Raw genomic sequence first — 24,413 nt, 5'->3', positions numbered from 1 at the left:
CACGCGGTAATCATTATTTATAAATAGTTGTGTTATAAAACTGCTAATGTAAGCGCTTACATAAAACTAGTGCAAAACGTGACCGCCGTCAACAAAAACAAGTTTTAATTATTACATTTCGTTAACTTCTGTGTAAGGTTTTTTATTAATATTATTTTTAATTGTTGTTTGTAAACAGTTTAATTTTTATTAAAATACGCACGCAAAAATGTAAGCGCTTTCTTTTGTTAAGCGATTTGTGAATGAAATTAGTAATAAGTTATCTGATAAATCACAAGATCAGCAGCACATTTTGTAAACTACATTCTATCGAAGGGATGCTGGCACAGGGGTGGTGGTTAATCATGCTTGAAACAGATTGAGCTTATGATATCAATCTGTTTCATTATCAGAATAGCTTAGAGTGGCTCAAGTTTTTCAATTTATGGCGCATTAATGCAACGCAAAAGAAGAACGCTTGAGTCGCTACATGAGCAGATAGTAAATACGATTGGTAAGATGGCGGATCAACTTGAAAAGGTATCAGCAACATTGACATTAAGGGCATTACAACCCTTGATAGCAGCGCATATTGTCGACAGCTCTTGAAAATGAAAGTTAATTATCGTGGTTTGTTGAAATCGCTTTAGCCGAATCACGGATAAATAACTCAGGTTGAAACGAGCTCTCAACCGTGACGTCTTTATCGTTATACACTTGCTGTAATACCCAACGAGCAGCCATTTTACCCATTTCATGGATTGGGTTATTAACGGTCGATAGCTTAGGTGAGATGTATTGTGGAAATGGAATATTATCGTAGCCGATAAATGAAATATCGTCCGGTACGCGCAAACCTCGCTCTAAACACACCGATATTGCCCCAGAGGCCATTTGATCGCTAGCACATACCACCGCAGTGATGGGTTTATTGCGTGACAGTAAATATTCCATTGCATCACTACCGCCAAATTCGCGGAAGTTACCTTCAAAGCACAATTCTGGGTCGAATGGTACTTGGTATTCTTGCAGGGCTCGTTTATGCCCTTTAAGACGATCTCTGGCATCGAGTTTGTATAATGGCCCAGAAATATAGGCGACATCTTTATGCCCAAGCGACAGGATATATTGAGTCGCCATATAACCACCAAGTTCATTTTCTAAATAAACACAACGCTCTTTAATTGATTCAATATAGCGGTTAATAAAGACCACTGGCGTTGATGCTTTGCTTAGCTTAATCAGGTACTCATCAGATACGGCTTCAATGTCTAAAATCAACGCATCACAGCCGCGACTTAATAAAAACTCAACCGCTTCTTTTTCTTGTTTTTCATCACTGTGACCGGCGGCAATAATGACATGTTTATTGGCAGTGCGAAGGGCTGTTTCGATTTCTGTCATCATTGGGCCATAATAAGGGCCATCAAGTTGTGACACTAACACTCCGACACTATTGGAACAGTTTGAGGCTAATGATTGGGCAATAGTGTTTGGGCGATAGCCCAGCGCCGCCATTGCATCGAGTACTTTTTGCTTCGTTTTATCACTGACTTTGGTGTTGTCGTTCATCACTCTGGACACTGTCGCCAGAGACACACCTGCCATCACGGATACATCGTAAATTGTTGCCATATTATTGTATTTATACCAATCAAATTAAATATTTAGTCAGATCAGAGCCGCTCAAGCATTTAAATTCAAGGCACATTGATATAAAAATGGTTATGCCGTTTTACATCAATGCAACACAGAAATGGAATACTTAAGTGCCTCCCGTAGGGCGGGTTTTAGCGTGCTTTATGCTGCGCTGAACGCTTTCGCCAGAGCGCGAGTATGACGTCAATCGTTCTCCTTGCTGACAGCGCTTTGAGTTTCCGCTAATGAGCAAATATTTAATACGATTGGTATCCAGCCAGCTTGGATCACATGGTTCCAAGACTAACATGCTTTTATTTCGCTTCTCTATTTAATTCTAAGTGAATTTGGTCCACTTTTTGATTATCTAAGGTGTACCAACGCATGACAAAAGCCACCAGTAATGAACCAATAGCAGGGTAAATGGTGAATGATAATAATATCCCTTGTTGGGTATGCTCTGTTTGGATAACATCAGCCTGATAACCATAACCAGCCAGTAACCAACCCGCGGCAGCGCCACCAATAGCGACCCCAAGTTTGATAAAGAAAATCACCGATGAATAAATCATCCCAGTAATACGCACGCCGTTTTTATATTGACCGTAATCGACTACATCAGCCATTTTGGCCCAGAGTAACGGGGTAGCCATGTTGAAGGTAAACCCCCACACAATAAACATCGCAAAAGCTAACACCACTTGGTCACTTGCAACAAAGTAGCTGATGACACACATTGCTGCCGCGATCAGCTGCAAGGTGATGTAGGCTTTTACTTTACAAAAACGCTTCGCTAACGGCTCAGCCAAAATGCAGCCAAAAATGTTACCGACCATTCCAAGGGTAATAAACAGTGTGATGGAATCTGGCATATTTAAGAAATATTTAACGTAGTAAATCGCTAAACTGGTGCGCAATACCATTCCTGATAATAAGCATACTGCCGCTATGGCTAACACACGCCATTGGTCATTCTGGAGCATGTCAGTAAAGTCTTTTTTAAAGCTTGATTGCTGATCAACGGGCGGATGTAGGCGTTCTTTGGTGCCCCAAAAGCAGACCAAAAACATCGCTACCCCCAAAATACTCATGGCAGCTATGGTCAGTTGGTAGCCTTTTGCTTGATCGCCTTTACCTAAAAACTCCACCAATGGCAAGGTTAGGCCAGACACCAATAATCCGCCCAGCATCGCAAACACAAAACGATATGATTGCACTGATACCCGTTCTTTAGGGTCGGCAGTCAATACCCCGCCTAAGGCACAGTAAGGAATGTTAATGGCGGTATAAACCATCATTAATGCCGTGTAGGTCACGAAGGCATAAATCATTTTGCCATCTTCAGACAAATCTGGGGTGGTAAAGGCAAGTACGCTGATTATTCCAAAGGGCAGGGCAAACCATAATAGGTAGGGTCTAAATTTTCCCCAACGAGTATGGGTTCGGTCAGTTAATGCACCCATTAATGGATCGGTAATGGCATCAATTAAGCGAACGGCTAAAAACATGGTGCCAACAAATGCAGGTGAAATACCGAAAATATCGGTGTAGAAAAAGGTTAAAAATAGCATTACCGTTTGGAATACAATGTTACTGGCGGTGTCCCCAAGTCCGTAGGCTACTTTTTCTCTTATACTGATCATACATGCCTCAATTATTATTTTATATTTTAAAATGATGCAACTGTTTGAATAAGATTAAGTCATTTAGATAACGACTTAATCTCCATTTTATGTTTAGTTATTTTCTTGCGCTAATAAAGTCTCGATATGCGTGTGCACTGGTTTTTAAGGTGCGCTGTTGGTTAGCATAATCGACATAGACAATACCGAAGCGTTTTAAATAACCTTCTGCCCACTCAAAATTATCCATCAAACTCCAAGCAAAGTAGCCCACAACATTAACACCTTGTTCAATGGCCTTGTTTACTGCATTTAAGTGGGCGTCATAATATTTGACTCTGTCAACATCATCTACCTTGCCATCTAGCAGTTTATCGTTCATTGCCGCACCATTTTCAGTAATGTATATCGGTGGTAATGGATAAAGCGCATGTAATGAGGTTAGCAAATCAGTAAAGGCTTGCGGATAAATTTCCCAGCCCATATCGGTTTTAGGTTTGCCAACCATGTCTACTTGGCTAAAGCCATTTTCCGCATCGGCTTTATAAACCGCGCGGGTATAGAAGTTAATCCCTAAAAAATCGATGGGTTGGGCGATAATATCAAAATCACCGTCTTCAATAATGGGTACATCTTCTGCGGCAAAATCATTGATGATGTCTGGGTAGCACCGGTCAAATAACGGTTTTATGTACCATTGATTAAAGTATTGGTCGGCTTTGTCGGCGGCTTGTACGTCTGCAACGCTGTCGGTTGCGCTATAACAAGGGGTAAAGTTAAGCACAATACCATTTTGGCTAGTTGGGCTGTTTTTTTGCAGTACCTTCATGGCTAGGCCATGTGCCAGTAATAAATGATGCGCCGATTGGCGACCATAAGCCTTTTTCGCTAATCCAGGTGCATGAACGCCAATTTCATAGCCTAAGTAAGAGCTGCAAAAAGGTTCGTTAAAGGTGGCATAGGAATACACTCTGTCACCGAACGCTTGAGTGATTTTGTCGGCGTAGTCCGCAAACTGATAGGCCGTTTGACGATTTAACCAACCACCATTATCTTCAATATGTTGCGGTAAATCCCAGTGATATAAGGTGACAAAAGGTTTAATACCGCGACGGATTAATTCATCAAGTAAGTCGGTATAAAACTGAACACCTTGTGGGTTAAGGCTGCCATCTTGGTGCATAACCCGAGGCCAGGAAATTGATAAACGGTAGGCATCAACCCCTAATGATTCAATTAAATCAATGTCTTCACGCCATAATTTAACGTGCTCGCAAGCTTGCTCACCGTTAGAGTTATCACGAATTTTACCTTTAGTGGCACAAAATGTATCCCATATACAAGGGAGGCGTGATGCCACTGCGCCTTCAATTTGAAAAGAAGCAGTCGCCACACCAAAGGTGAACGCTTTTGAATGCATTTTGGAATCGGCTGGTAACATAATTTTCATATATTTATTCACTTAGTATTGATTAATTTTGTCTATTTTTATTAATAACGTATTAGGTTGAAACACCCCGAGAAAAGCCATTGTGACGTGTTAACTACACAGTAAAAATTATGCTCTAGCGTTTAAAAATCGTTGACATCAGTTATCGATATGTTAAAAATGAAAGCGCTTACATTGAGATTAGTGATTAATTATCCAAAGGTCAATAATTGATTCGGCTAATTATTATCAATGAACCAAATGCAACATTGTCGGTGTTGACCTGACGATATGGAGATTATTTTTGGTGATATTGTCACTGACGTAAGGTACTGCAACCCAACATAACGATTAACAACAATAAGGGAATGTCATGGCGACTTCGCAGCTTCAATCAGAATTAACTCAGATTAATTCAACCCATCAGCAGGGGAACTTTCGCTTTGCGTTAGTGGCGTTAACATCGTTATTTTTTATGTGGGGCTTTCTAACCTGCCTCAATGACATTTTAATCCCTTACTTAAAAAATATGTTTGACCTTAATTACACCCAAGCGATGCTGGTGCAGTTTTGCTTTTTTGGGGCCTACTTTATTGTGTCGATCCCGGCGGGTGCGCTAGTGGGTAAGATTGGTTATCAGAAAGGTATTATTACCGGATTAATTATTGCCTGTATTGGCTGTTTACTGTTTTACCCATCGGCTAGTTATGGCTCTTACAATATGTTCTTGTTTGCTTTTTTTGTATTAGCATCAGGTATTACTATTTTGCAAGTGTCAGCCAATCCTTATGTCAGTGCGTTAGGCCCTGCTGAAACGGCATCATCTCGGTTAACGTTAACCCAAGCATTTAATTCATTAGGCACTACCGTTGCGCCATTTTTCGGTAGTTGGTTAATTTTGTCGACGGTGGAGCACGACGATAAAATCACAGAAGTTGGCGAAGTGATTGGCCAGCTATCTGTTCAGCAACAAGCCAGTGCAGTACAAACGCCTTATCTTATTTTAGCGGGTGCGTTGTTTGTATTGGCATTCATTTTTATTTTGCTAAAACTGCCTTTACTGGGTAAACGAGACACTCAGTCTAGTGCAGCAGTCAAAGGCAGCGCATGGCAATATCCACATCTGGTATTGGGTGCGGTAGGTATTTTTGTTTATGTTGGTGCTGAGGTCGGTATTGGCAGTTTTTTGATCAGTTTTTTAACTCAAGATCATATTGGCGGGGTGTCTGAATCGCAGGCAGCACATTATATTGCTTACTACTTTGGTGGTGCGATGGTAGGGCGCTTTATTGGCGCTGCTGTGATGCAAAAAATTAAAGCGGGTAAGGTGCTAGCGTTTAACGCGGTATGTGCTTGTATTTTGGTTGCTGCAGCCATGTTAAGTGCTGGCACCGTTGCCATGTGGGCGTTATTGCTAGTCGGATTATGCAACTCAATTATGTTCCCCACTATTTTCAGCTTAGCGTTACATGATTTAAAACAACACACTAGCCAAGGTTCGGGCATTTTATGCTTAGCCATTGTGGGTGGCGCGGTATTGCCGTTATTTCAAGGTATGTTAGCGGACAGTATTGGCATTCAATTAGCGTTTATTGTGCCTCTTTTATGTTACGGCTTTATTGGTTATTACGGGTTGATAGGGTGTGATGCAAAACGCCCCGTGTCAACAGAAATGGCGTAAGGGAAATACAATGAAACAGACTCAATTACAGCGTGTCTCGATAGCCATAACGTCGACAAAAACCAGCTTGATTGCCTTAGGTATTTTGTTTAGCCTCAGCGGGTGCAACGACAGTCAACCCACAAATAAGCTTGCTACAGAAGCCGCTGTTATTAATGTTACCGCTGAGAACACCGCATCAAAGTCATTAGCTATTTGGCCTCAATTAACCCCAGCCATAGCAAAAGATCCAGCATTAGAAGCCAATATTGATGCATTAGTGGCCAAGATGACGCTTGAACAAAAAGTGGCCCAGATGATCCAGCCAGAGATCCGTGATATTACCGTTGAAGATATGCGTAAATATGGTTTTGGATCATATCTTAATGGTGGCGGTGCTTATCCTAATAATGACAAGCACGCGACTCCAGCAGATTGGATTGCGTTAGCTGAATCATTTTATCAAGCATCAATTGATGACAGCGTCGACGGCATTAATATTCCAACCATGTGGGGCACCGATGCCGTACACGGTCATAACAATGTTATTGGCGCGACCTTATTTCCGCATAATATTGGTTTGGGCGCCGCCAATAACCCTAAATTAATTGAAAAAATTGCTGCGATTACAGCCAAAGAAGTCATGGTAACGGGGATTGATTGGGTATTTGCTCCCACCGTTGCGGTGGTGCGTGACGATCGCTGGGGCCGGACTTACGAAGGTTATTCTGAGGACCCACAGATTGTAAAAACCTATGCTTATGCCATTGTCGAAGGCCTACAAGGCTCAGTGAAAGGCGATTTTTTATCTGATCAACATGTTATTTCAACGGTAAAACACTTTTTAGGTGATGGCGGAACTGAAAAAGGCATAGACCAGGGCGAAAACCTGGCCAGTGAACAAGACTTATATGACATACATGCACAAGGCTATGTGGGTGGACTCAATGCTGGATCACAAAGTGTTATGGCATCATTTAATAGCTGGCATGGGGTTAAAAATCATGGCAATAAATATCTATTAACAGATGTACTTAAAGATAAATTAAATTTCGATGGTTTTGTGGTAGGTGATTGGAACGGTCACGGACAAGTTGCAGGCTGTACTAATGAGTCTTGTGCGCAAGCCGTCAATGCTGGGTTAGACATCTTTATGGTGCCAACTGCAGCTTGGAAACCATTATATGAAAATACTATCGCCCAAGTTAACCGCGGCGAGATTAGTCAAGCGCGGATAGACGATGCGGTAAGCCGTATTTTGCGAGTCAAGTTTCGTGCGGGTTTGTTTGAAAAACCTAGCCCTGTCAATCGTCCGTTATCGGGTAAAACAGAATTAATTGGTCAAGCAAGTCACCGTGAAGTAGCTCGCCAAGCGGTACGAGAATCATTAGTGCTGCTTAAAAATAATCAATCATTATTGCCGCTAAAGCCGAACGTTAAGGTGTTGGTTGCAGGTGATGCTGCGGATAATATCGGTAAACAATCCGGTGGCTGGACCATTACGTGGCAGGGCACTGATAACCAAAATAGTGACTTTCCTGGTGCTACGTCAATTTACGCTGGTATTGATAAATTGGTGACTCAAGCTGGTGGTAAAGCCACATTGAGTGTTGCCGGTGAATTTGACCCGCAGCAAAAACCTGATGTTGCAATAGTGGTGTTTGGAGAAGAGCCCTATGCAGAAGGTAACGGCGATATTGATAACGTAGAATATCAGCGTGGCGATAAGCGCGATTTGGCTTTATTGAAAAAGCTCAAAGCACAGGGGATCCCGGTGGTATCAGTATTTATCAGCGGTCGCCCAATGTGGGTTAACCCTGAATTTAACCAGTCAGATGCGTTTGTTGCCGCGTGGCTTCCAGGATCTGAAGGCCAAGGCATAGCAGACGTGTTGTTCACTAAGCCAGATGGAAGTGTTGCTTATGATTTTGTCGGTAAATTGTCATTCTCATGGCCATCTTCGCCACAGCAAACTCAAGTTAACGTGCCATTAGCGCAAGATAACAGCGCCCAAGCCCAAGCTGACTATCAACCGCTTATTCCTTACGGCTATGGGTTAACCTATCAGTCAGCGTCAACCGATGCGGTAACCTTAGATCAGTTATCAGAAGATAATTTTTCAGCCACTCAAACACTTGAAGACTTAGCTTTATTTGAACGCGCAGTGAAATCTCCTTGGTCAATGTACATAGCAACCAATAATGAGCGACAGGGCTTATCAAGCAGCGTGGCAAACAATAGTGCACTGAATATCCGTACTATGGATCGCGTAGTGCAAGAAGATGCACGCTTAGTCTCTTTTAATGGTAGTGAACAAGGGACTGTTGGTTTAATCAGTAATTTCCCGCGCGACTTTAGAGCCTACAGCAAAGGTCATTCAGCGTTATCACTGAGCATTAAAGTGCTGCAACCAGTACAAAAGCCGTTGTGGTTAGGGTTGGCGTGTGAAGGTGATTGCCGTCAACAAGTGGATATTGCCAAGCTGGTCAATACTAAATTAGGCGAATGGCAAGCCATCAGTGTATCGCTCAATTGTTTCGCTGGTGAGCCAATGGATTTTGCTAAACTTGTGTCGCCTTTTTATCTGGCCACGGAAGCGAAAGTTGAATTAAGCTTTAGCGATGTTGTCATCCAAGCCAAGCAAGGCGGCAATACCATTCAATGCCAGTAAAATATTTAATATTAAGGGGTTAGGGGTATTTTATTACTGATAAGCCTAGCTAATCATAATTAGAATGAAGGTGATAATAGCGCTTTAATATTGACTGGCGAATGCGAGACGATGACATAACGATATCTAGCGGTTGAATACAAATACAAAAATGGACTGTATTGCTTGAGTGTGACGTTGCTTGGCTTAGTATCTAACGGAGTTAATATACAGTTACTCAACAATCATACTTAGTTGTTGAAAACCGGTGCTTAGTTATTTTTGATTGAAGTGCAATCAAATGGTTATCAATCTATGATGTTAATAATGGCATAATGTCGTATCGATAGTGTGTTGATCTCTAACGTGATATGAATTTGATAAGGAATTGATTTGTCTAACATTGTATTTTCAAAAACAGACTTACAGCAAATAGTAACTCTCGCCAAACAAGCCGGCGAAGCCATTATGCAGGTTTATGCTCAAACTGATTTACAGATTGAAGTTAAACAAGATGATAGCCCGGTTACCGCGGCTGACATCGCTAGCCACAATGTGATTGTTGCCGGCCTTAAACAGCATTTTGCAGATATTGCTGTGATGAGTGAAGAAGATGCTGATATTAGTTGGGCAGAACGACAAACCTGGCAAACCTATTGGTTGATTGATCCACTGGATGGCACTAAAGAGTTTATTAAACGCAATGGTGAATTTACTGTCAATATTGCGCTGATCCACCAGGGACAAGCGATAGTCGGCGTAGTTTATGCGCCAGTATTAGGTAAATGTTATAGCGGCATTGTTGGCCAAGGTGCTTGGCTTGAGCATAACGGGCAGTTATCGATATTAGATATTCATGACCGAGCAGTGCAATCGCCACCTATTGTAGTTGGAAGTCGCTCTCACGTTAGCCCAGATGTTGCCGCTTATTTACAGACTATTGGCGAACACCAAATGTTAAGCGTCGGCAGTTCATTGAAATTTTGTATGGTGGCCGAAGGCCAAGCCGATGTTTATCCGAGACTAGGCCTAACCAGTGAATGGGATACTGCAGCAGCGCAAGCGGTATTGGAAAGTGCGGGTGGACGGGTTGTTGAATATCCGGCACTAACACCACTGCAATATAACCAGAAAGAAAATATTTTAAATCCGTATTTTATTGCCGCATCATCGGCATGGTTTGCCCGCAAGTAGTTGGAATCGTTTTCAGCCTTTGTTGGTCAAATATGGAATCCCAATTAATAATCAGCAAATGGAGTGACAAGTTATGATGCGCATGGGCGTCGATCTCGGTGGTACCAAAATTGAAATAGTGGCGTTAGCCGAAGATGGTGCTGAAATTTTCAGGAAGCGCATTTCTACTCCCAAAAACTACCCTGGAACCATTGAAGCCATTGTGAGTTTAGTTGCCGATGCTGAATCGGCCACAGGACAAATCGGTTCTGTAGGTGTTGGGATCCCAGGGGTCGTGTCACCGTTTACCGGCTTGGTAAAAAACTCAAATTCAACCTGGATTAACGGTCATCCTTTAGACAAAGACTTAAGTGAATTGCTGCACCGCGAAGTGCGTGTTGCCAATGATGCAAACTGTTTTGCGGTATCAGAAGCGGTTGACGGCGCTGCCGCCGGTAAAGGTGTTATTTTTGGTGGCATTATCGGTACAGGTTGTGGTGCAGGCATTGCCATTAACGGCCGTGTACATGGCGGTGGTAATGGCATTGGCGGCGAATGGGGACATAATCCTCTACCTTGGATGACGGCCGATGAGTTTAATACCACCAGCTGTTTTTGTGGCAATCGCGATTGTATCGAAACCTTTATTTCGGGTACTGGCTTTGTGCGTGATTTTCGCGCCGTAGGCGGTGAAGCAACCAGTGGCATTCAAATTTCTGAAATGATGCAACAGGGTGATCCATTGGCAACAGCTGCATTTGAGCGTTATATCGATCGCCTAGCGCGTTCACTCGCGCATGTGATTAATATGATGGACCCAGACATGATTGTACTCGGTGGCGGCGTCTCTAATATCGATGCCATTTATACCGAACTACCTAAAGTGTTACCCAAATATGTTGTTGGCCGTGAATGCGGAACCCAAGTCGTTAAGAATAAATTTGGTGCTTCTTCAGGCGTTCGCGGTGCAGCATGGCTGTGGGGCAAAGACCAGACGTAGCTTCAGTTCATTTCTGTGAGAACGAGTCTTAATTCATATCATTGAGCGTTAATCTGCTCCTTATACCAAACGGCACTTAACAAGTGCCGTTTTTGTTTACTCTATATGGTTTGTATTCGAAGCTGATAACGATAAACTAGCCGCAGTGTTAATTGATCAAGTGATATACCGATGTTTTGGCTTAAAAAAATCTTATCGCAATTAGTGATGCCGATCCCCTTTAGCATAATGTTACTTGTTATTGCTGCCATCTTGTGGCGAACCCAACGGGCCACGCTACTGCGATTTGGCCGAGTCGCCTTGATCACCTCTATATTGGTGCTAGCATTAACAAGCCAATCTCAAGTGAGTTATTTTTTAGCGGATTCATTAGAATCACAGTATCAAGTTAATCATCAACCGATTACTGGCACTTGTGTTGTGATGGTATTGGGATCGGGTAATCGTGAGCAATATGGCCATACCGCAGTACAGCAACTATCGTCGACGGCACTGGCTCGATTAACCGAAGGCATTCGTCAGTTTGGTCTCGGTCAACATTGTACCTTAGTTGTCAGTGGTTGGAGTGGTGGAAACCAGCCCACAGCCCATGCGACGATTATGGCACAAGCCGCAGAAGAATTAGGGATCCCAACAGCCAATATAGTCGTATTTAATCAACCTAAAGATACCATTGAAGAAGCTTATGCACTTAAGAATATTGTTGGCTATAGACCGTTTAGGTTAGTGACGTCGGCTACGCATATGCCTAGATCTATGCAAATATTTACCTCACTGGATATGCAACCACAGCCTGCGCCCAGTGACTTTATTGCTAGGCAAAGTTATTGGTGGCGCTTAGGTGCAGATCAGTTATTAGCATCTCAAAAAGCTATCCATGAATATGTCGGCATGTTGTGGTTGCAGATCAAAGAGATAAGCTAATTCACATAATTAAAAACTATTAGGCACAAACCTATTAGCCATAAAACCTATTAGTCATAAAACCTATTAGTCATAAAATAGACTTCTATCACAATTAGTTTAAAGGAGAAATCGTGGTCACTGACGAGTTATTAATCAGCCCTTTTATTAAACGTAATGGTATTACACTCACCGTTGTTGGGGCGGTGAGTTTAGTAACTAGCTTAATTATTTTTATCGGGTTTAAAGGCTTTTTTGTGCCCGGTATGCTGTGCTTTGCCTTGGGTTCAGTTGCGCTGGTTTTAGGTGTCTCCAAAGTGTACCAGCCAGCCGTCAGTTTTAAGCTAACCACAGCAGGCGTAGCATTTTTTCATCGCCGCGGACAAGTGTTTATTGAATGGCACAATATTCAACGGCTTGATAATGTGAGAGTAAATCAAAACATGGAGTTAATTGAACTGCCTTATATTGGCGTCAAGCTTAAACACATTAATCCCGTTTTAGATTGTATTTCACTGCGCTTGGCCACCGGATTACTGACCGAGCAGCGGCCACTATTAATGACAGCGGCCACCCAGGATGAAGACTTACAAAGTTTAGAAGGCTATTTAGGTGCTGAGTTCACTCCGTTAGTGGTTAACGGTGAACGTTATCGTGGGGTACTGGCTATGTTTGGCCATCGTTGTCAAACGTTGAATGAACAGTTGGGTTACCATGTGTATTTATCGATTGATAGTTTAGACCGAGACCCTAAAGAATTTGTGGCGTTGTTGCGTCAATGGCAACAACAAGCTCAAACCAGTGATGATGAATAGGCATTGGTTTGGGCGTAAAGTGATGAACTGGAAAGATTTTTATCAAAAATATGTTATTGGGTTACAAGGGCAACTGACTAAGTTCACTTCATCAAACGAAGTTTATCGTGGATGGTTAATATTGTGCCAGCTCATTAACGGGCAGGCAGCTTAACTATCGGTAATTCACCACATTATCGATGGCCTCTTTGGATAAACCATCGCAAGTTAGCTGACATAATATTGATAACCGTTGGCCCTATTATTGTGCAAGTTAAAGCTGCAGGTAAAATGCCTGCCGAAGCCACTCATTAGGCGGTTGTGAGAGGATCGCGGTGACGATAACCTAAAAACTGACCAACATCTAAAATTTCAATGTTTTCACAATATGCATCACCTTCAAAAATACCTTGATCATGAAGCGTTATTTTTTTACAGCGTGCCTTGCCAGTTAATTGCCCAGCAATCATCAACTCGCGACATAAGACATCACCATCGACGGTGCCGCTCGGTTCAATGGTCACATTGCCTTGTGCTTTGATATCGCCACTGACATGGCCCGCAATGAGTACATCCCCACTGAAAATGAGTTTACCGGTTAAATGGCATTCTTGGGCGATAAAGCTTAGTGAGTTAGCAGGTTTTTTTTGACCAAACATCTTAGTGCTCTTATGTCTACGTTGAGAGGGTAATATAGCGCTAAAGGCTAATGAACAAAACCAAAATCGCTGACCGAATACTTAATATCTTTCTACGCTTTGGGAGAAAAATTAGCTTGGGTGGCCGATAATTATCGCATCCGCAGGGCAAGGGGACACGCAAGCACCGCAACCGTTACAGGCGTCAGTATCTATAACGGGTTTAGGCACTTGTCCTACCGCCATGATAAAGCTAATTGCGCGCGGATCGCAGGCATCCTTACAGCTCTGGCACCAGACGCCTTCATAGGTTAAGCAATTCTCTTTTATGCTGGCGGTAATTGACCAAGGTAAGGATTGAGCGCGTTCAAACACTGGCTCTGGACATGCATCAACACATTTCTGGCAAAACGTGCATTCACCAAGGCTAAAATCTATTTCAGGAAAGCCACCATCGCCTTGTTTGATAATACTTGTTTCGCATGCGGTAATGCATTTATCGCAGCGGGTACAATTGTCGGTAAACAGTTGGTCTGTTTTTATCCAAGGCGGACGGATAACATTGGTTTTTCTGCGACTAAATAGATTCCGACGACTTTGATCGATGCTTTGACTCATTATTATCCCAATTAGACCGAAACGGACTTGCTGCAGCCAATATTAGCATTAACTGCAGCAAAAAATTGTTAAGTGCTTGGCAATTTATAACCTTCAGGATTAGTTGATTGCCACTTCCAACTGCTATTGGCCATGTCCTCTACTGAGTGGCTTGCTCGCCAGTTAAGCTCTGTAGCGGCAAAACTAGGGTCTGCATAGCAGGCTGCAATATCACCTGGACGGCGAGGACTGATTTGATAAGCAATGGTTTTACCACAGGCTTTCTCAAACGCCTTGACCATGTCTAATACACTGTAGCCTATGCCTGTACCGAGATTATAAGTCACTAATCCAGGTTTGGTTTGCAGCTTTTTCAATGCTTGTAAGTGACCCATAGCTAAATCAACAACATGGATATAATCACGCACGCCGGTGCCATCTGGAGTATTGTAGTCATCGCCAAAGACGCTTAATTTTTCACGTTTACCAACAGCAACCTGAGCAATAAAGGGCATTAAGTTGTTAGGGATATCGTTAGGATCTTCACCAATCAGGCCACTTTCGTGAGCGCCAACAGGATTGAAGTAACGTAAACGGGCGATATTCCAACTGTTATCCGAGTTGTGTAAGTCAGCTAAAATATATTCAACCATTAGTTTAGATTGGCCGTAAGGGTTGGTTGCGCCTGTTGGGAAGTCTTCTTTTATGGGCAGGCTAGCAGGGTCGCCGTAAACCGTGGCCGATGAGCTAAAGACTAAGTTCTTAACGTTATTTTCTGCCATCACTTGGCATAAGATGATGGTGCCAGTAACGTTATTTTCGTAATACTTCAACGGTTTTTCTACTGACTCACCGACGGCTTTTAATCCCGCAAAATGAATGACAGACTCAATACTGTGGTCAGCAAAAACTTTTTGCAGTAAGGCTTTGTTTAAAATATCACCTTGATAAAACGTGACATCTTTACCCGTAATAGTATGAACACGGGCTAAGGCTTCAACACTTGAATTTGATAAATTATCAACAATAATTACTTCCTGTCCGGCATTTAATAGCTCTACTACTGTGTGAGTACCAATATAGCCAGCGCCACCGGTTACTAAAATTGCCATAGATAAATCGTCCTGTGAATTAATGAGTCAAGTTCAATGGTTATTGTAAATTATCACAGTTCAATAGCCATTTAAATTATAGCCGTCATGTTGAAATCATTACGGGTCGGCTTATAAACCGTATGACAGCTTGTCCCTATCAGTGTTGGATAATTAAGCAATCATCATATAAAACACCCTTTAATCGTGCCTGTACCCATTTGTTTACATTTCAAGCAACATATCCCAGCGACAAAAAACGGTGAGGGAGTTAACAAAACGTTAACCATGGCACACTATGTCATAACTGAAGTTGACGTAAAGTGGAGCTTATGAGTACAGCAACAAACTATATTGCACATCAACCTGATGCCCAGGGTTACATAGATTATTCAGAACATGAGAATCAATTATGGCAACAATTGTATCAACGCCAAGTGGCCAATATGCCGGGCAAAGCCTGTCATGCTTACCTACAAGGGTTAGATGCATTAGGCATGTCTATTGATCGTATTCCACAGTTACCTGAAATCGATAAAGTGTTAATAGACGCCACGGGCTGGAAAACGGCAGCCGTGCCCGCATTAATTCCATTTGGACGTTTCTTTGAATTATTGGCCAATAAAGAATTTCCGGTAGCAACGTTTATTCGTAGCAAAGAAGAGTTTGATTATTTACAAGAACCCGATGTTTTTCATGAGATATTTGGTCATTGCCCATTATTAACCAACCCATCATTTGCTCATTTCTCACATATGTATGGTCAATTAGGGCTTGCTGCGTCAAAAGAAGAAAGGGTCTTTTTAGCACGATTATATTGGTTCACTATTGAGTTTGGTTTGGTTCAAGCGAAAAATGAGCCATTAGCCATCTATGGTGGCGGTATTTTAAGTTCACCAGGAGAAACCCTGTATGCGCTAAGTGATGCACCAGAACGTAAACCTTTTGATCTACTGGATGTATTACGCACACCCTATCGTATAGATATTATGCAGCCTATTTATTACGTGATTGAAAATATTGACTACCTTGATGAAGTTGCGCGTATGGATATTATGGCAATGGTAACCAAAGCGCGACAATTAGGCATGTTTGAGCCTAAGTTTGCCCCTAAAGTGAAAGCAAGCTAATGATTAACTGCAGCTGAGGTAAGCATCATTTGACTCGTCAGCCTGCAAGCAAGATAACCATTTAATTAAGCCAAGGAGTGTAAATGAACGCATTAACTGAGATGAAATGTGAAGCATGCCAAGCGGATGCACCTAAAGTGACCGAGGCTGAATTAGCTGAGCTTATCGGTATGATCCCCGATTGGGGCGTGGAAGTTCGTGACGGTATTATGCAGTTGGAGCGGGTATATAAATTCAAAAACTTTAAATTGGCCATGGCCTTTACCAATAAATTGGCCGATTTAGCGGAGGCTGAATTTCACCACCCTGGGATCTTAACTGAATGGGGTAAAGTCACGGTGACCTGGTGGTCACATTCTATTAAAGGGCTCCATAAGAATGATTTTATTATGGCAGCCAAGAGCGACCAGTTGCTGTAGATTAATGACGATCACCATCGATTTCAGTATATTACGTTAACGTAATATGCTGAAATAATTGCTCTGTTACAATTCTGCTGTAAACTTCACTTGCCACCGAAGCCATATCCCTCTAACGTTATGCCAAATTTCCGAAACAAACCTTTAATAAATAGGGAATCGTTACATTATGCGTTTGGAAGTCAGCTGTATTGATCGCGTGGGTTTAGCGAAAGACATCCTCGTCGTGCTTGAAAATCACGGCATTAACTTAATGGCTATTGATGCCAGTAATCGGGGTTTCTTATTTCTGCAATTTGCTGAGATTAGTTTTGAAACACTACGCGAGTTAATGCCGCAAATCCGCAAGGTTGAAAGTGTAAATGATGTTCGTACTGTGTCATTTATGCCATCAGAGCAAGAGCATTACGCTCTAAAAACCTTACTTAAAACCTTACCTGATTCAGTCTTTTCAACCGATGCTAAAGGTCGGATCCGCATTGCCAATGAGTCAGCGTTATTGACGCTCGGTATGGGTGAACATGAGGTAGTGGGTGAGTCACTTAATCATTGGGTACAAGGGTTTAACGTTGCCCGTTGGATGAGCGAAACGCCGGTATTGGCTCAGGCGACTCGAGTGCAAATTAATGGCAGTGAATATCTAGCCGAAATGCTGCCAATTTTCTTGCCTGATGATAATGATAAAACGATTTTAGCCGGTGCGGTTATCTCGCTGAAATCGCCAGCCCGAGTGGGTAAACAGTTTAATGCACTGCAAAACCAGACTACTGGGTTTGATAACGTATTAGCCGTTAGTGACAAAATGAAAGAGATACTCAAGCAAGCTAAACGGATGGCGCAACTAGATGCCCCCTTGCTGATCACCGGTGAAACCGGCACGGGTAAAGAGCTAATGGCTCGTGCTAGTCATGATGCCAGCATGCGCCGCGAACATCCCTTTATTGCCATTAATTGTGCCGCGCTGCCTGATAGCGTTGCAGAAGAAGAATTATTTGGCTTTGTCAGTAATGGCACTGTCGTTAAACGCGGTCTATTTGAAGAAGCCAAAGGCGGGACTGTGTTTCTTGATGAAATTGCTGAGATGTCCAAAGCGGCGCAAGTCAAATTACTGCGTTTATTGCAAGACGGAACCTTTAGGAGGATTGGCGGTGATGAAGAAGTGCGCGCTGATGTGCGGATTATCTGTTCAACCCAAAAACATTTAGCTGAACTTTGCCAAACCGGCGAATTTCGAGAAGATTTATATTATCGTATTCATGTACTCAGTTATCACATGCCATCACTGCGTGAGCGCCGTGTGGACGTGATCCCGTTAACTGAAATGTTTCTAGAACATTATAGTCAGCAGTTATCGAGTCCCTTAAGGCGTATTTCGGCAAGCTGTCGTGATTACCTGTTTACCTACGCGTGGCCGGGTAATGTGCGTCAGTTGAAAAATGCGATTTTTAGAGCGGTGTCGATGTGGGACGGTTCAACTGAATTGACGGTCGAGCAGCTTAAATTACCATCCTATGCTGAAGGTTTTGGTTACTTCGATGAGGAATTTGAAGGCACCCTAGACCAAGCCATGAAAGAATACGAAGCAGGTTTATTGCGTCGGTTATACCCTGCGTACCCAAGTACACGTCAATTAGCAAAAAAACTGGGGGTATCGCATACCGCCATTGCCAATAAATTACGCGACTACAGTATTAGTAAAAAAAAGTAATGTAACGATTTAATGCCAACTATTTTGATGGCATTTTAGTCAACTTAACGCTGTAAATCAGTGTTTTCGATTATTTTATATTAAAGTAACCAATAATTTACAAATATCCATTAATGCCAGCAAAATGTGATTTAGCATACGCTATAGGCTTTTTTGCTGTGATGGGTTATTTGTATGATCAAATTGAGCGTGTAGTGTGGATTATCCGCCACGTTCATCCAGTATTTAGGAGCCATAATGAAACTTGCAAGTTATCACAACGGACGTCGCGACGGCCAATTGATGTTAGTCAGTAGAGATTTAACCAAAGCGGTCGCTGTACCTGCTATTGCCCATACAATGCAGCAATTACTTGATGCTTGGGATTTATTGTATCCACAATTAAATGAACTCTATGAAGCGCTTAACGATGGCCAAATGGACAATGCAGCCGATTTTGATGAAGCACGTTGTTTATCTCCGTTACCTCGTGCATACCAGTGGGCCGATGGTAGTGCCTATGTGAATCACGTTGAACTGGTGCGTAAAGCACGTGGCGCTGAAATGCCAGCATCATTTTGGACGGATCCTTTAGTCTATCAAGGCGGTTCAGACTGTTTCATTGCCCCTAAAGCCAATATCGAAGTGACAAGTGAAGAGTATGGAATTGATTTTGAATCAGAAATCGCCATCATCACCGATGATGTTGCCATGGGTGTTAGCAGCGAAAATGCCACTAAACACATCAAATTATTGATGTTAGTCAACGACGTATCGCTGCGCAACTTGATCCCCGGCGAGTTAGGTAAAGGGTTTGGTTTTTTCCAATCTAAGCCATCAAGTGCATTTTCGCCGATTGCTATTACCCCTGATGAATTAGCTGATAAATGGCAAGACAGTAAAGTACATTTACCATTAGTCACCCACTTAAATGGTGAATTGTTTGGCCGACCCAATGCCGGTGTTGATATGACCTTTAACTTTAGTCAGTTAGTGGAACACGTGGCTAAAACGCGTCCATTAGGTAGCGGGGCTATTATTGGTTCTGGCACCATTTCAAATTATGATCGCAGTGCGGGTTCAAGCTGTTTGGCGGAAAAGCGTATGCTTGAGATTATTGCCGATGGTAAAGCATCAACACCCTTTATGCACTTTGGCGACAGCGTTTGTATTGAAATGTTTGATGATAACGGTGTGAGTATTTTTGGCTCTATTGATCAAAAAGTGGTTGAGTACAAAGCCTAAGATTATTGCAGTGATGTAAATCGACATAAAAAGGCAATAGCGATAAATCGTTATTGCCTTTTTTAATAATAAAACAACAGGGATATTGACATGAAACTCTACGGCTATTGGCGTTCAAGTGCGGCTTATCGGGTGCGGATTGCGTTAAATTTAAAACAGTTAACGGCAGAGCATATTTCGGTGCATTTAGTGAATAATGGCGGTGAACAAAACTCTGCAATATATCATCAACTCAATCCGCAGCATTTAGTGCCGGTATTGGTTGATAACGGTGAGCAAGGTGAACTGACATTGTCACAATCACTGGCCATTATCGAGTTTCTTGAAGACAAGTATCCGCAACATCGCTTGCTTCCAACCAATATTGAAGATCGTGCCATTGTGCGCAGTATGGCCCAAGCGATTGCATGTGAAATTCACCCTTTAGATAACTTGCGAGTATTACAATATTTAGTCAATGAAATGGGCGTGTCAGAAGCCGATAAAATGCGCTGGTATCATCATTGGATCCACCTTGGTTTTACTGCGTTAGAAGTGCAACTAAGCCACCACTGCGGACGTTTCTGTTTTGGTGATACGCCTTCACTGGCCGATATTTGTCTGATCCCACAAGTATATAATGCCAAGCGCTTTAATCTTGACCTTGCAGCATATCCAAATATTGTCAGCATTTGGGATGAGTGCCAACAATTAGCGGCCTTTGCTGATGCAGCACCAGAGCAACAGCATGATGCCAGCTAGTCAGCGAACGTTACATCCATTGAAGCCAGATGACTTAGCTGGGCAGTTATCGACATGGTTGCTAGATGATGCTCAGCGTCTGCATGCCTTGCACATTTGCCGTGCGGTGTTACAACCACTTTATATTACAGATTGGTATATCGCTGCAGGCTTTGTGCGTAATTTGGTATGGGATAAATTACACAAGTTTAAGCCGCAGCCGTTAAATGATATTGATGTTATATATTGGTGTGATATCAATGTGTCAGTGGAGCGAGACCGCGCCATTGAAGACGAACTTAGGCAGCGAGCAGATTTACCCTGGTCAGTTAAAAATCAAGCCAGAATGCATGCCAAACATGGCGATCCTGCTTATTCCTCGTGCCTTGACGCTATGTCTTATTGGCCTGAAAAACAAACTGCTGTGGGTGTTAAGTTAGTCAATGTTAATGTCGATAACACCACAGCGTTAACCCTAAGCTCGTCTTCTATTTCAATCAATGAGCATGAGATAAGCGTGGATGCTGTTTTTGGATTAGAAGGTCTTTTTGCACTCACGTTATGTGCCAATCCCAAGCGTGATATTAGTGTTTTTGAATCCAGAATAGTTCAAAAAAACTGGCTAACCCAATACCCTAAGTTAACGAAGCTCAACGAGGGGAAATAGCTGTTAGATACCATTTAATATCACGATCTGAGCTTAACGATTAAGTTATCTTCAGCCACGGCTATTTATTACTCAACAACCCCCTTTCTTGCCTCGCACTTTTCCTTAATATGAGATTTAGATGCAGATCCACCTTGTGAAACTTGTGATCCAAATCAAGTGTATTTAAACAAAGCACTACTACTTTAGAGGTATTATGTTTTTACTGATCTAGATCAATGTTATTCATCAATGACTTAGGTAGGTTGACTGCGAATGTTGAGGATGCAATTGATTTGCATCCGGTTGTCATTACCAAGGAGTGTTAAAAAATGAATAAGAAAATTACCCTAAGTTTAGTTGCCGTTTCTTTATTAACTGCTGGTTTATCATTTGGCGCCGCAGCCCATCAAGCCGGTGACATTATTGTTCGGGCTGGTGTGGCGATGGTAGCCCCTAATGAGTCGAGCCCTGTCGTGGCCGATATTGCTGAATTTGGTGTTGATAGTGATGTGCAGTTAGGGCTAAATTTTGGTTATATGTTAACTGATAATGTTGGTATTGAATTATTGGCCGCATCGCCTTTTAGCCACGATGTGTCACTGGGTGAATTAGGTAAAATAGCTGACTCGAAGCAATTGCCTCCGACACTGGTAGCACAATATTACTTTGGTGATCCACAATCAGCCTTGCGTCCTTATATTGGTTTAGGGGTTAACTTTACTAATTTCTATGACAATGAATTTACTCAAGAAGCGAAAGATCTTGGTTTAAATAATTTAAGTTTATCTAACTCTTGGGGCTTGGCAGGTCAAGTTGGACTTGATTATCAAATTGACAAAAGATGGTTAGTTAATGCGTCCGTGTGGTATGCACAAATCTCAACCGACGTGAGCTTTGATTTAGGCGCGGATCATGTGGTAGTGGAGACCGATATTGATCCATGGGTTTATATGATAAGTGTGGGTTATACTTATTAAGCGACAGTAAAAAAATAAGCAAAAGTAAGCAAGATAAGTGAAGCTAAAGCAAGTTAAGTGAAGCTAAAAAAAGAGTATAAAAAAACAGGAACTAATATGTTCCTGTTTCTATTGGTATGACTTACTTGGTTTTTTTACGCGGTTTCCAATGACGGGTATTATAAATATATTCAGGTAATAATCGATTCATCCACGCAACAACACGCCAACGTTTAGTGACATATACTCGCCGTTTACCTTTTTTAAGGGCGGTTAATATTTGTTTGGCAACCTTGTCTATCGGCGACAATAAAAATGCAGTGTTGAGTAACATAGCCTTGTCAAATAACCCTAATTGAATATCGCTGATGGTAATGGGCAATTTCAATCGTTGCGCATGCATGCACAAACCTTGTAGATAATTAACCGCAAACGCTTTAGATGCATGGTAAGCCACATTTGGTCCACCGCGCTGGCCGGCAATAGAGTTAATAGCGGCGAGTTGACCATAACCTTGTTGGCACATTAATTTAAAAATACAGTTACTGATGGCGGCAAATCCTCTGACATTCACATCAATAATATGTTGTTCAATCGGCCAAGGTAGCGTGGCATCGTAGTGATTCACACCCGTATTCACTATCACTAGATGAGCGCCATTGTGTTGCTCCCATGCCGTGGTGAGCTGCTCAATTAACCGTTCAGGTTGGCCAATACTTAAAGGGTATACAGTCACTTCCCCAGGTAAGGTTTGGCAAAATTCAGTTAGCTGATCAGCTTCTGGTACAAAAAGTACTAGGGATACGTTTTGTTCAGATAGCTGCCGTGCAAGCGCTTGGCTTAATTGCGAACTGGCACCAATAATCATTGCTGTCGCGGTAGACGTCGTTGTCAACATAGTAAACATCATCGTAATATGGTGCCTTATAATAGGAATATCAGTTATTGATAACAAGCAGGAAAATTTTTCGACTAAGACGTGTAGACTTCTAGACATCCTTGTGTATGATAAAAGCTGTTAACCGTGAGCGCTTGGTACTCACGGCCATGATAGGGTAGTCGAGCATGCTACAAGCCTTATAGACAGGTAGATCATTATTTTTTTAACATAATGTGACGATGATAATGCAGATGTTTGGGCGGTTTTTTAGGCAAAAATTTATATCGGTTTTGTGATCTCAATCGGTAATAAATGCAGGGTTAAATACGTTAATTATGTCTGCACATTCTATGTAAGTCGGTTAAGCGACGATATGATCGTTACGACAAGCTCATTGTTAAGTAAGATGCTTATGGTTACAAACGCAAGATAATTTGTTTAATCCACACAAAAGGTAACAAGTATGCCGGTTCGAATTCCAGATAACCTGCCAGCGGCAAGTATTTTAGAGTCAGAAAATATCTTTGTGATGTCAGAAACCCGTGCAGCCAATCAGGACATTCGTCCAATGCGGGTATTAATCTTGAATTTAATGCCTAATAAAATCGAAACAGAAACCCAACTATTACGTTTACTGGGTAACACACCATTGCAGGTTGGGGTTGATTTATTACGCATTCATGATAAAGAATCGAAGCACACTTCAGTGGACCACATGAATACTTTTTATCGTGATTTTGAAGACATCAGACATAACAATTACGATGGCTTGATTATTACGGGCGCGCCGCTAGGGCAAATTGATTTTAAAGATGTTGAATATTGGGACCATATTCGCGAGATTATTGATTGGTCTCAACAACATGTGACATCAGTATTATTTCTGTGTTGGGCTGCTCATGCTGGTTTTTATCATCTATATGATTTGCACCGTCGGTTATTAGCGAACAAACGTACAGGGGTATTTAATCATCGCCGAACCAGCGACCCGCATCCATTATTACGTGGTTTTGATGATGAATTTTTTGCGCCGCATTCACGATTTGCTGAAATGGACATCGAACAAGTTCGCCAACATCCTGATTTAGAAGTGTTGGCAGAATCTGATGAAGCTGGGGCCTATATTGTGCTCAGTCGCGATAACCATAATGTGTTTGTTATGGGCCATCCTGAGTATCAAAAAGACACGTTAAACGAAGAATATGTCCGCGATGTGGGCCAGGGACTTAACCCTGATATTCCCAAAAATTATTACCGTCAAGATGATCCCAATCAAGATCCTATTGTCCGTTGGCATAGCCATGGCAGTTTATTAGTCAGTAATTGGCTTAACTATTACGTTTATCAGTTAACGCCTTATGATTTATCAGACATGAATGCCAAAACGCCATGGGAAAATAAAAAATAACCTAGTGATATATTGATCAACTAACTAACCAATTTACTTAACCTTAACTCGGGTTTGAAGATGGGGTTACTTACATTGGGGCTATTACGCGATAACGTGTAGTAGCCTTTTGTTTCTCTGACATTCAGATAATTGTGACTCGAGT

At 42.1% G+C, this 24,413-nt stretch carries 22 protein-coding genes; 15 read left to right on the top strand and 7 right to left on the bottom strand.

The window, feature by feature from the left end; translation table 11 throughout:
* Nucleotides 1-435: 435 nt before the first annotated feature.
* Entirely contained in the window at nucleotides 436-588 is a 153-nt protein-coding gene (locus tag AAEY93_RS11890; RefSeq protein ID WP_164839503.1) for a hypothetical protein, read from the top strand.
* 9 nt (nucleotides 589-597) lie between these two features.
* Here AAEY93_RS11890 and AAEY93_RS11885 read toward each other — a convergent pair whose 3' ends face one another.
* The 3 genes from AAEY93_RS11885 to AAEY93_RS11875 form a co-directional block, all read right to left on the bottom strand.
* A complete protein-coding gene (locus AAEY93_RS11885; RefSeq protein WP_124011861.1) occupies nucleotides 598-1,614 on the bottom strand; it encodes a LacI family DNA-binding transcriptional regulator in 1,017 nt (338 codons plus the stop codon).
* 317 nt (nucleotides 1,615-1,931) lie between these two features.
* On the bottom strand, nucleotides 1,932-3,260 hold the full coding sequence (locus tag AAEY93_RS11880; protein WP_351077092.1) for a glycoside-pentoside-hexuronide (GPH):cation symporter: 1,329 nt from the start codon (nucleotides 3,258-3,260) through the stop codon (nucleotides 1,932-1,934).
* Nucleotides 3,261-3,357: 97 nt separating this feature from the next.
* Nucleotides 3,358-4,689, bottom strand: a complete 1,332-nt coding sequence (locus AAEY93_RS11875; protein WP_124011859.1) for a GH1 family beta-glucosidase — start codon at nucleotides 4,687-4,689, stop codon at nucleotides 3,358-3,360.
* 352 nt (nucleotides 4,690-5,041) lie between these two features.
* On the opposite strand from AAEY93_RS11875, the gene AAEY93_RS11870 reads away from it, so the two are divergent.
* The 6 genes from AAEY93_RS11870 (at nucleotide 5,042) to AAEY93_RS11845 (ending at nucleotide 12,869) form a co-directional block, all read left to right on the top strand.
* On the top strand, nucleotides 5,042-6,349 hold the full coding sequence (locus tag AAEY93_RS11870; RefSeq protein WP_124011858.1) for a sugar MFS transporter: 1,308 nt from the start codon (nucleotides 5,042-5,044) through the stop codon (nucleotides 6,347-6,349).
* Between the two features lie 10 nt (nucleotides 6,350-6,359).
* A complete protein-coding gene (locus AAEY93_RS11865) occupies nucleotides 6,360-8,999 on the top strand; it encodes a glycoside hydrolase family 3 protein (RefSeq protein ID WP_351077088.1) in 2,640 nt (879 codons plus the stop codon).
* A 372-nt stretch (nucleotides 9,000-9,371) separates the two neighbouring features.
* The gene (gene cysQ / locus AAEY93_RS11860; protein ID WP_351077085.1) at nucleotides 9,372-10,172 is read left to right on the top strand and encodes a 3'(2'),5'-bisphosphate nucleotidase CysQ; all 801 of its coding nucleotides are present in this window, start codon (nucleotides 9,372-9,374) and stop codon (nucleotides 10,170-10,172) included.
* A gap of 73 nt (nucleotides 10,173-10,245) precedes the next feature.
* Nucleotides 10,246-11,151, top strand: coding sequence for a fructokinase (gene mak / locus AAEY93_RS11855; protein WP_351077082.1), 906 nt, complete (start codon nucleotides 10,246-10,248; stop codon nucleotides 11,149-11,151).
* 171 nt (nucleotides 11,152-11,322) lie between these two features.
* Complete coding sequence (locus AAEY93_RS11850; RefSeq protein ID WP_351077079.1) at nucleotides 11,323-12,075, top strand: ElyC/SanA/YdcF family protein; 753 nt, start codon at nucleotides 11,323-11,325, stop codon at nucleotides 12,073-12,075.
* Nucleotides 12,076-12,188: 113 nt separating this feature from the next.
* Nucleotides 12,189-12,869, top strand: coding sequence for a DUF2982 domain-containing protein (locus AAEY93_RS11845; protein WP_101032239.1), 681 nt, complete (start codon nucleotides 12,189-12,191; stop codon nucleotides 12,867-12,869).
* Nucleotides 12,870-13,159: 290 nt separating this feature from the next.
* Here AAEY93_RS11845 and AAEY93_RS11840 read toward each other — a convergent pair whose 3' ends face one another.
* From AAEY93_RS11840 to galE, 3 genes are all read right to left on the bottom strand, one after another.
* Nucleotides 13,160-13,507: a bactofilin family protein gene (locus AAEY93_RS11840; protein ID WP_101032238.1), complete on the bottom strand. Its 348-nt coding sequence runs from the start codon at nucleotides 13,505-13,507 to the stop codon at nucleotides 13,160-13,162.
* 111 nt (nucleotides 13,508-13,618) lie between these two features.
* Nucleotides 13,619-14,104, bottom strand: coding sequence for a ferredoxin-type protein NapF (gene napF, locus AAEY93_RS11835; RefSeq protein WP_101032237.1), 486 nt, complete (start codon nucleotides 14,102-14,104; stop codon nucleotides 13,619-13,621).
* A 68-nt stretch (nucleotides 14,105-14,172) separates the two neighbouring features.
* A complete protein-coding gene (galE, locus tag AAEY93_RS11830) occupies nucleotides 14,173-15,195 on the bottom strand; it encodes a UDP-glucose 4-epimerase GalE (RefSeq protein WP_351077073.1) in 1,023 nt (340 codons plus the stop codon).
* A gap of 311 nt (nucleotides 15,196-15,506) precedes the next feature.
* On the opposite strand from galE, the gene phhA reads away from it, so the two are divergent.
* The 7 genes from phhA (at nucleotide 15,507) to ompW (ending at nucleotide 22,001) form a co-directional block, all read left to right on the top strand.
* On the top strand, nucleotides 15,507-16,304 hold the full coding sequence (gene phhA, locus AAEY93_RS11825; RefSeq protein ID WP_351077070.1) for a phenylalanine 4-monooxygenase: 798 nt from the start codon (nucleotides 15,507-15,509) through the stop codon (nucleotides 16,302-16,304).
* An 83-nt stretch (nucleotides 16,305-16,387) separates the two neighbouring features.
* The gene (locus tag AAEY93_RS11820) at nucleotides 16,388-16,723 is read left to right on the top strand and encodes a 4a-hydroxytetrahydrobiopterin dehydratase (RefSeq protein WP_101032234.1); all 336 of its coding nucleotides are present in this window, start codon (nucleotides 16,388-16,390) and stop codon (nucleotides 16,721-16,723) included.
* 169 nt (nucleotides 16,724-16,892) lie between these two features.
* Nucleotides 16,893-18,431: a transcriptional regulator TyrR gene (gene tyrR / locus AAEY93_RS11815; protein ID WP_101032233.1), complete on the top strand. Its 1,539-nt coding sequence runs from the start codon at nucleotides 16,893-16,895 to the stop codon at nucleotides 18,429-18,431.
* A gap of 237 nt (nucleotides 18,432-18,668) precedes the next feature.
* Nucleotides 18,669-19,655, top strand: coding sequence for a fumarylacetoacetate hydrolase family protein (locus tag AAEY93_RS11810; RefSeq protein WP_101032232.1), 987 nt, complete (start codon nucleotides 18,669-18,671; stop codon nucleotides 19,653-19,655).
* A gap of 90 nt (nucleotides 19,656-19,745) precedes the next feature.
* On the top strand, nucleotides 19,746-20,396 hold the full coding sequence (gene maiA / locus AAEY93_RS11805; RefSeq protein WP_101032231.1) for a maleylacetoacetate isomerase: 651 nt from the start codon (nucleotides 19,746-19,748) through the stop codon (nucleotides 20,394-20,396).
* A complete protein-coding gene (locus AAEY93_RS11800; protein ID WP_335686466.1) occupies nucleotides 20,383-21,042 on the top strand; it encodes a nucleotidyltransferase family protein in 660 nt (219 codons plus the stop codon). The genes maiA and AAEY93_RS11800 overlap by 14 nt, the downstream gene beginning before the upstream one ends.
* A 311-nt stretch (nucleotides 21,043-21,353) precedes the next feature.
* Nucleotides 21,354-22,001 carry an outer membrane protein OmpW gene (gene ompW / locus AAEY93_RS11795; RefSeq protein WP_335686465.1) on the top strand — a complete coding sequence of 216 codons (648 nt, stop codon included), beginning with the start codon at nucleotides 21,354-21,356 and terminating at the stop codon, nucleotides 21,999-22,001.
* Between the two features lie 121 nt (nucleotides 22,002-22,122).
* Here ompW and AAEY93_RS11790 read toward each other — a convergent pair whose 3' ends face one another.
* Entirely contained in the window at nucleotides 22,123-22,878 is a 756-nt protein-coding gene (locus AAEY93_RS11790) for an SDR family NAD(P)-dependent oxidoreductase (RefSeq protein ID WP_101034702.1), read from the bottom strand.
* Nucleotides 22,879-23,323: 445 nt separating this feature from the next.
* Here AAEY93_RS11790 and metA point away from each other — a divergent pair, with 445 nt between their 5' ends.
* Nucleotides 23,324-24,268: a homoserine O-acetyltransferase MetA gene (gene metA, locus AAEY93_RS11785; protein WP_101032228.1), complete on the top strand. Its 945-nt coding sequence runs from the start codon at nucleotides 23,324-23,326 to the stop codon at nucleotides 24,266-24,268.
* The last annotated feature ends 145 nt before the right edge of the window (nucleotides 24,269-24,413 follow it).

Origin of the sequence: Shewanella sp. CAL98-MNA-CIBAN-0140, assembly GCF_040309905.1 — a bacterium.
Taxonomy (GTDB): Bacteria; Pseudomonadota; Gammaproteobacteria; order Enterobacterales; family Shewanellaceae; genus Shewanella; species Shewanella psychromarinicola.
This window is presented reverse-complemented; position numbering and strand designations above follow the sequence as displayed.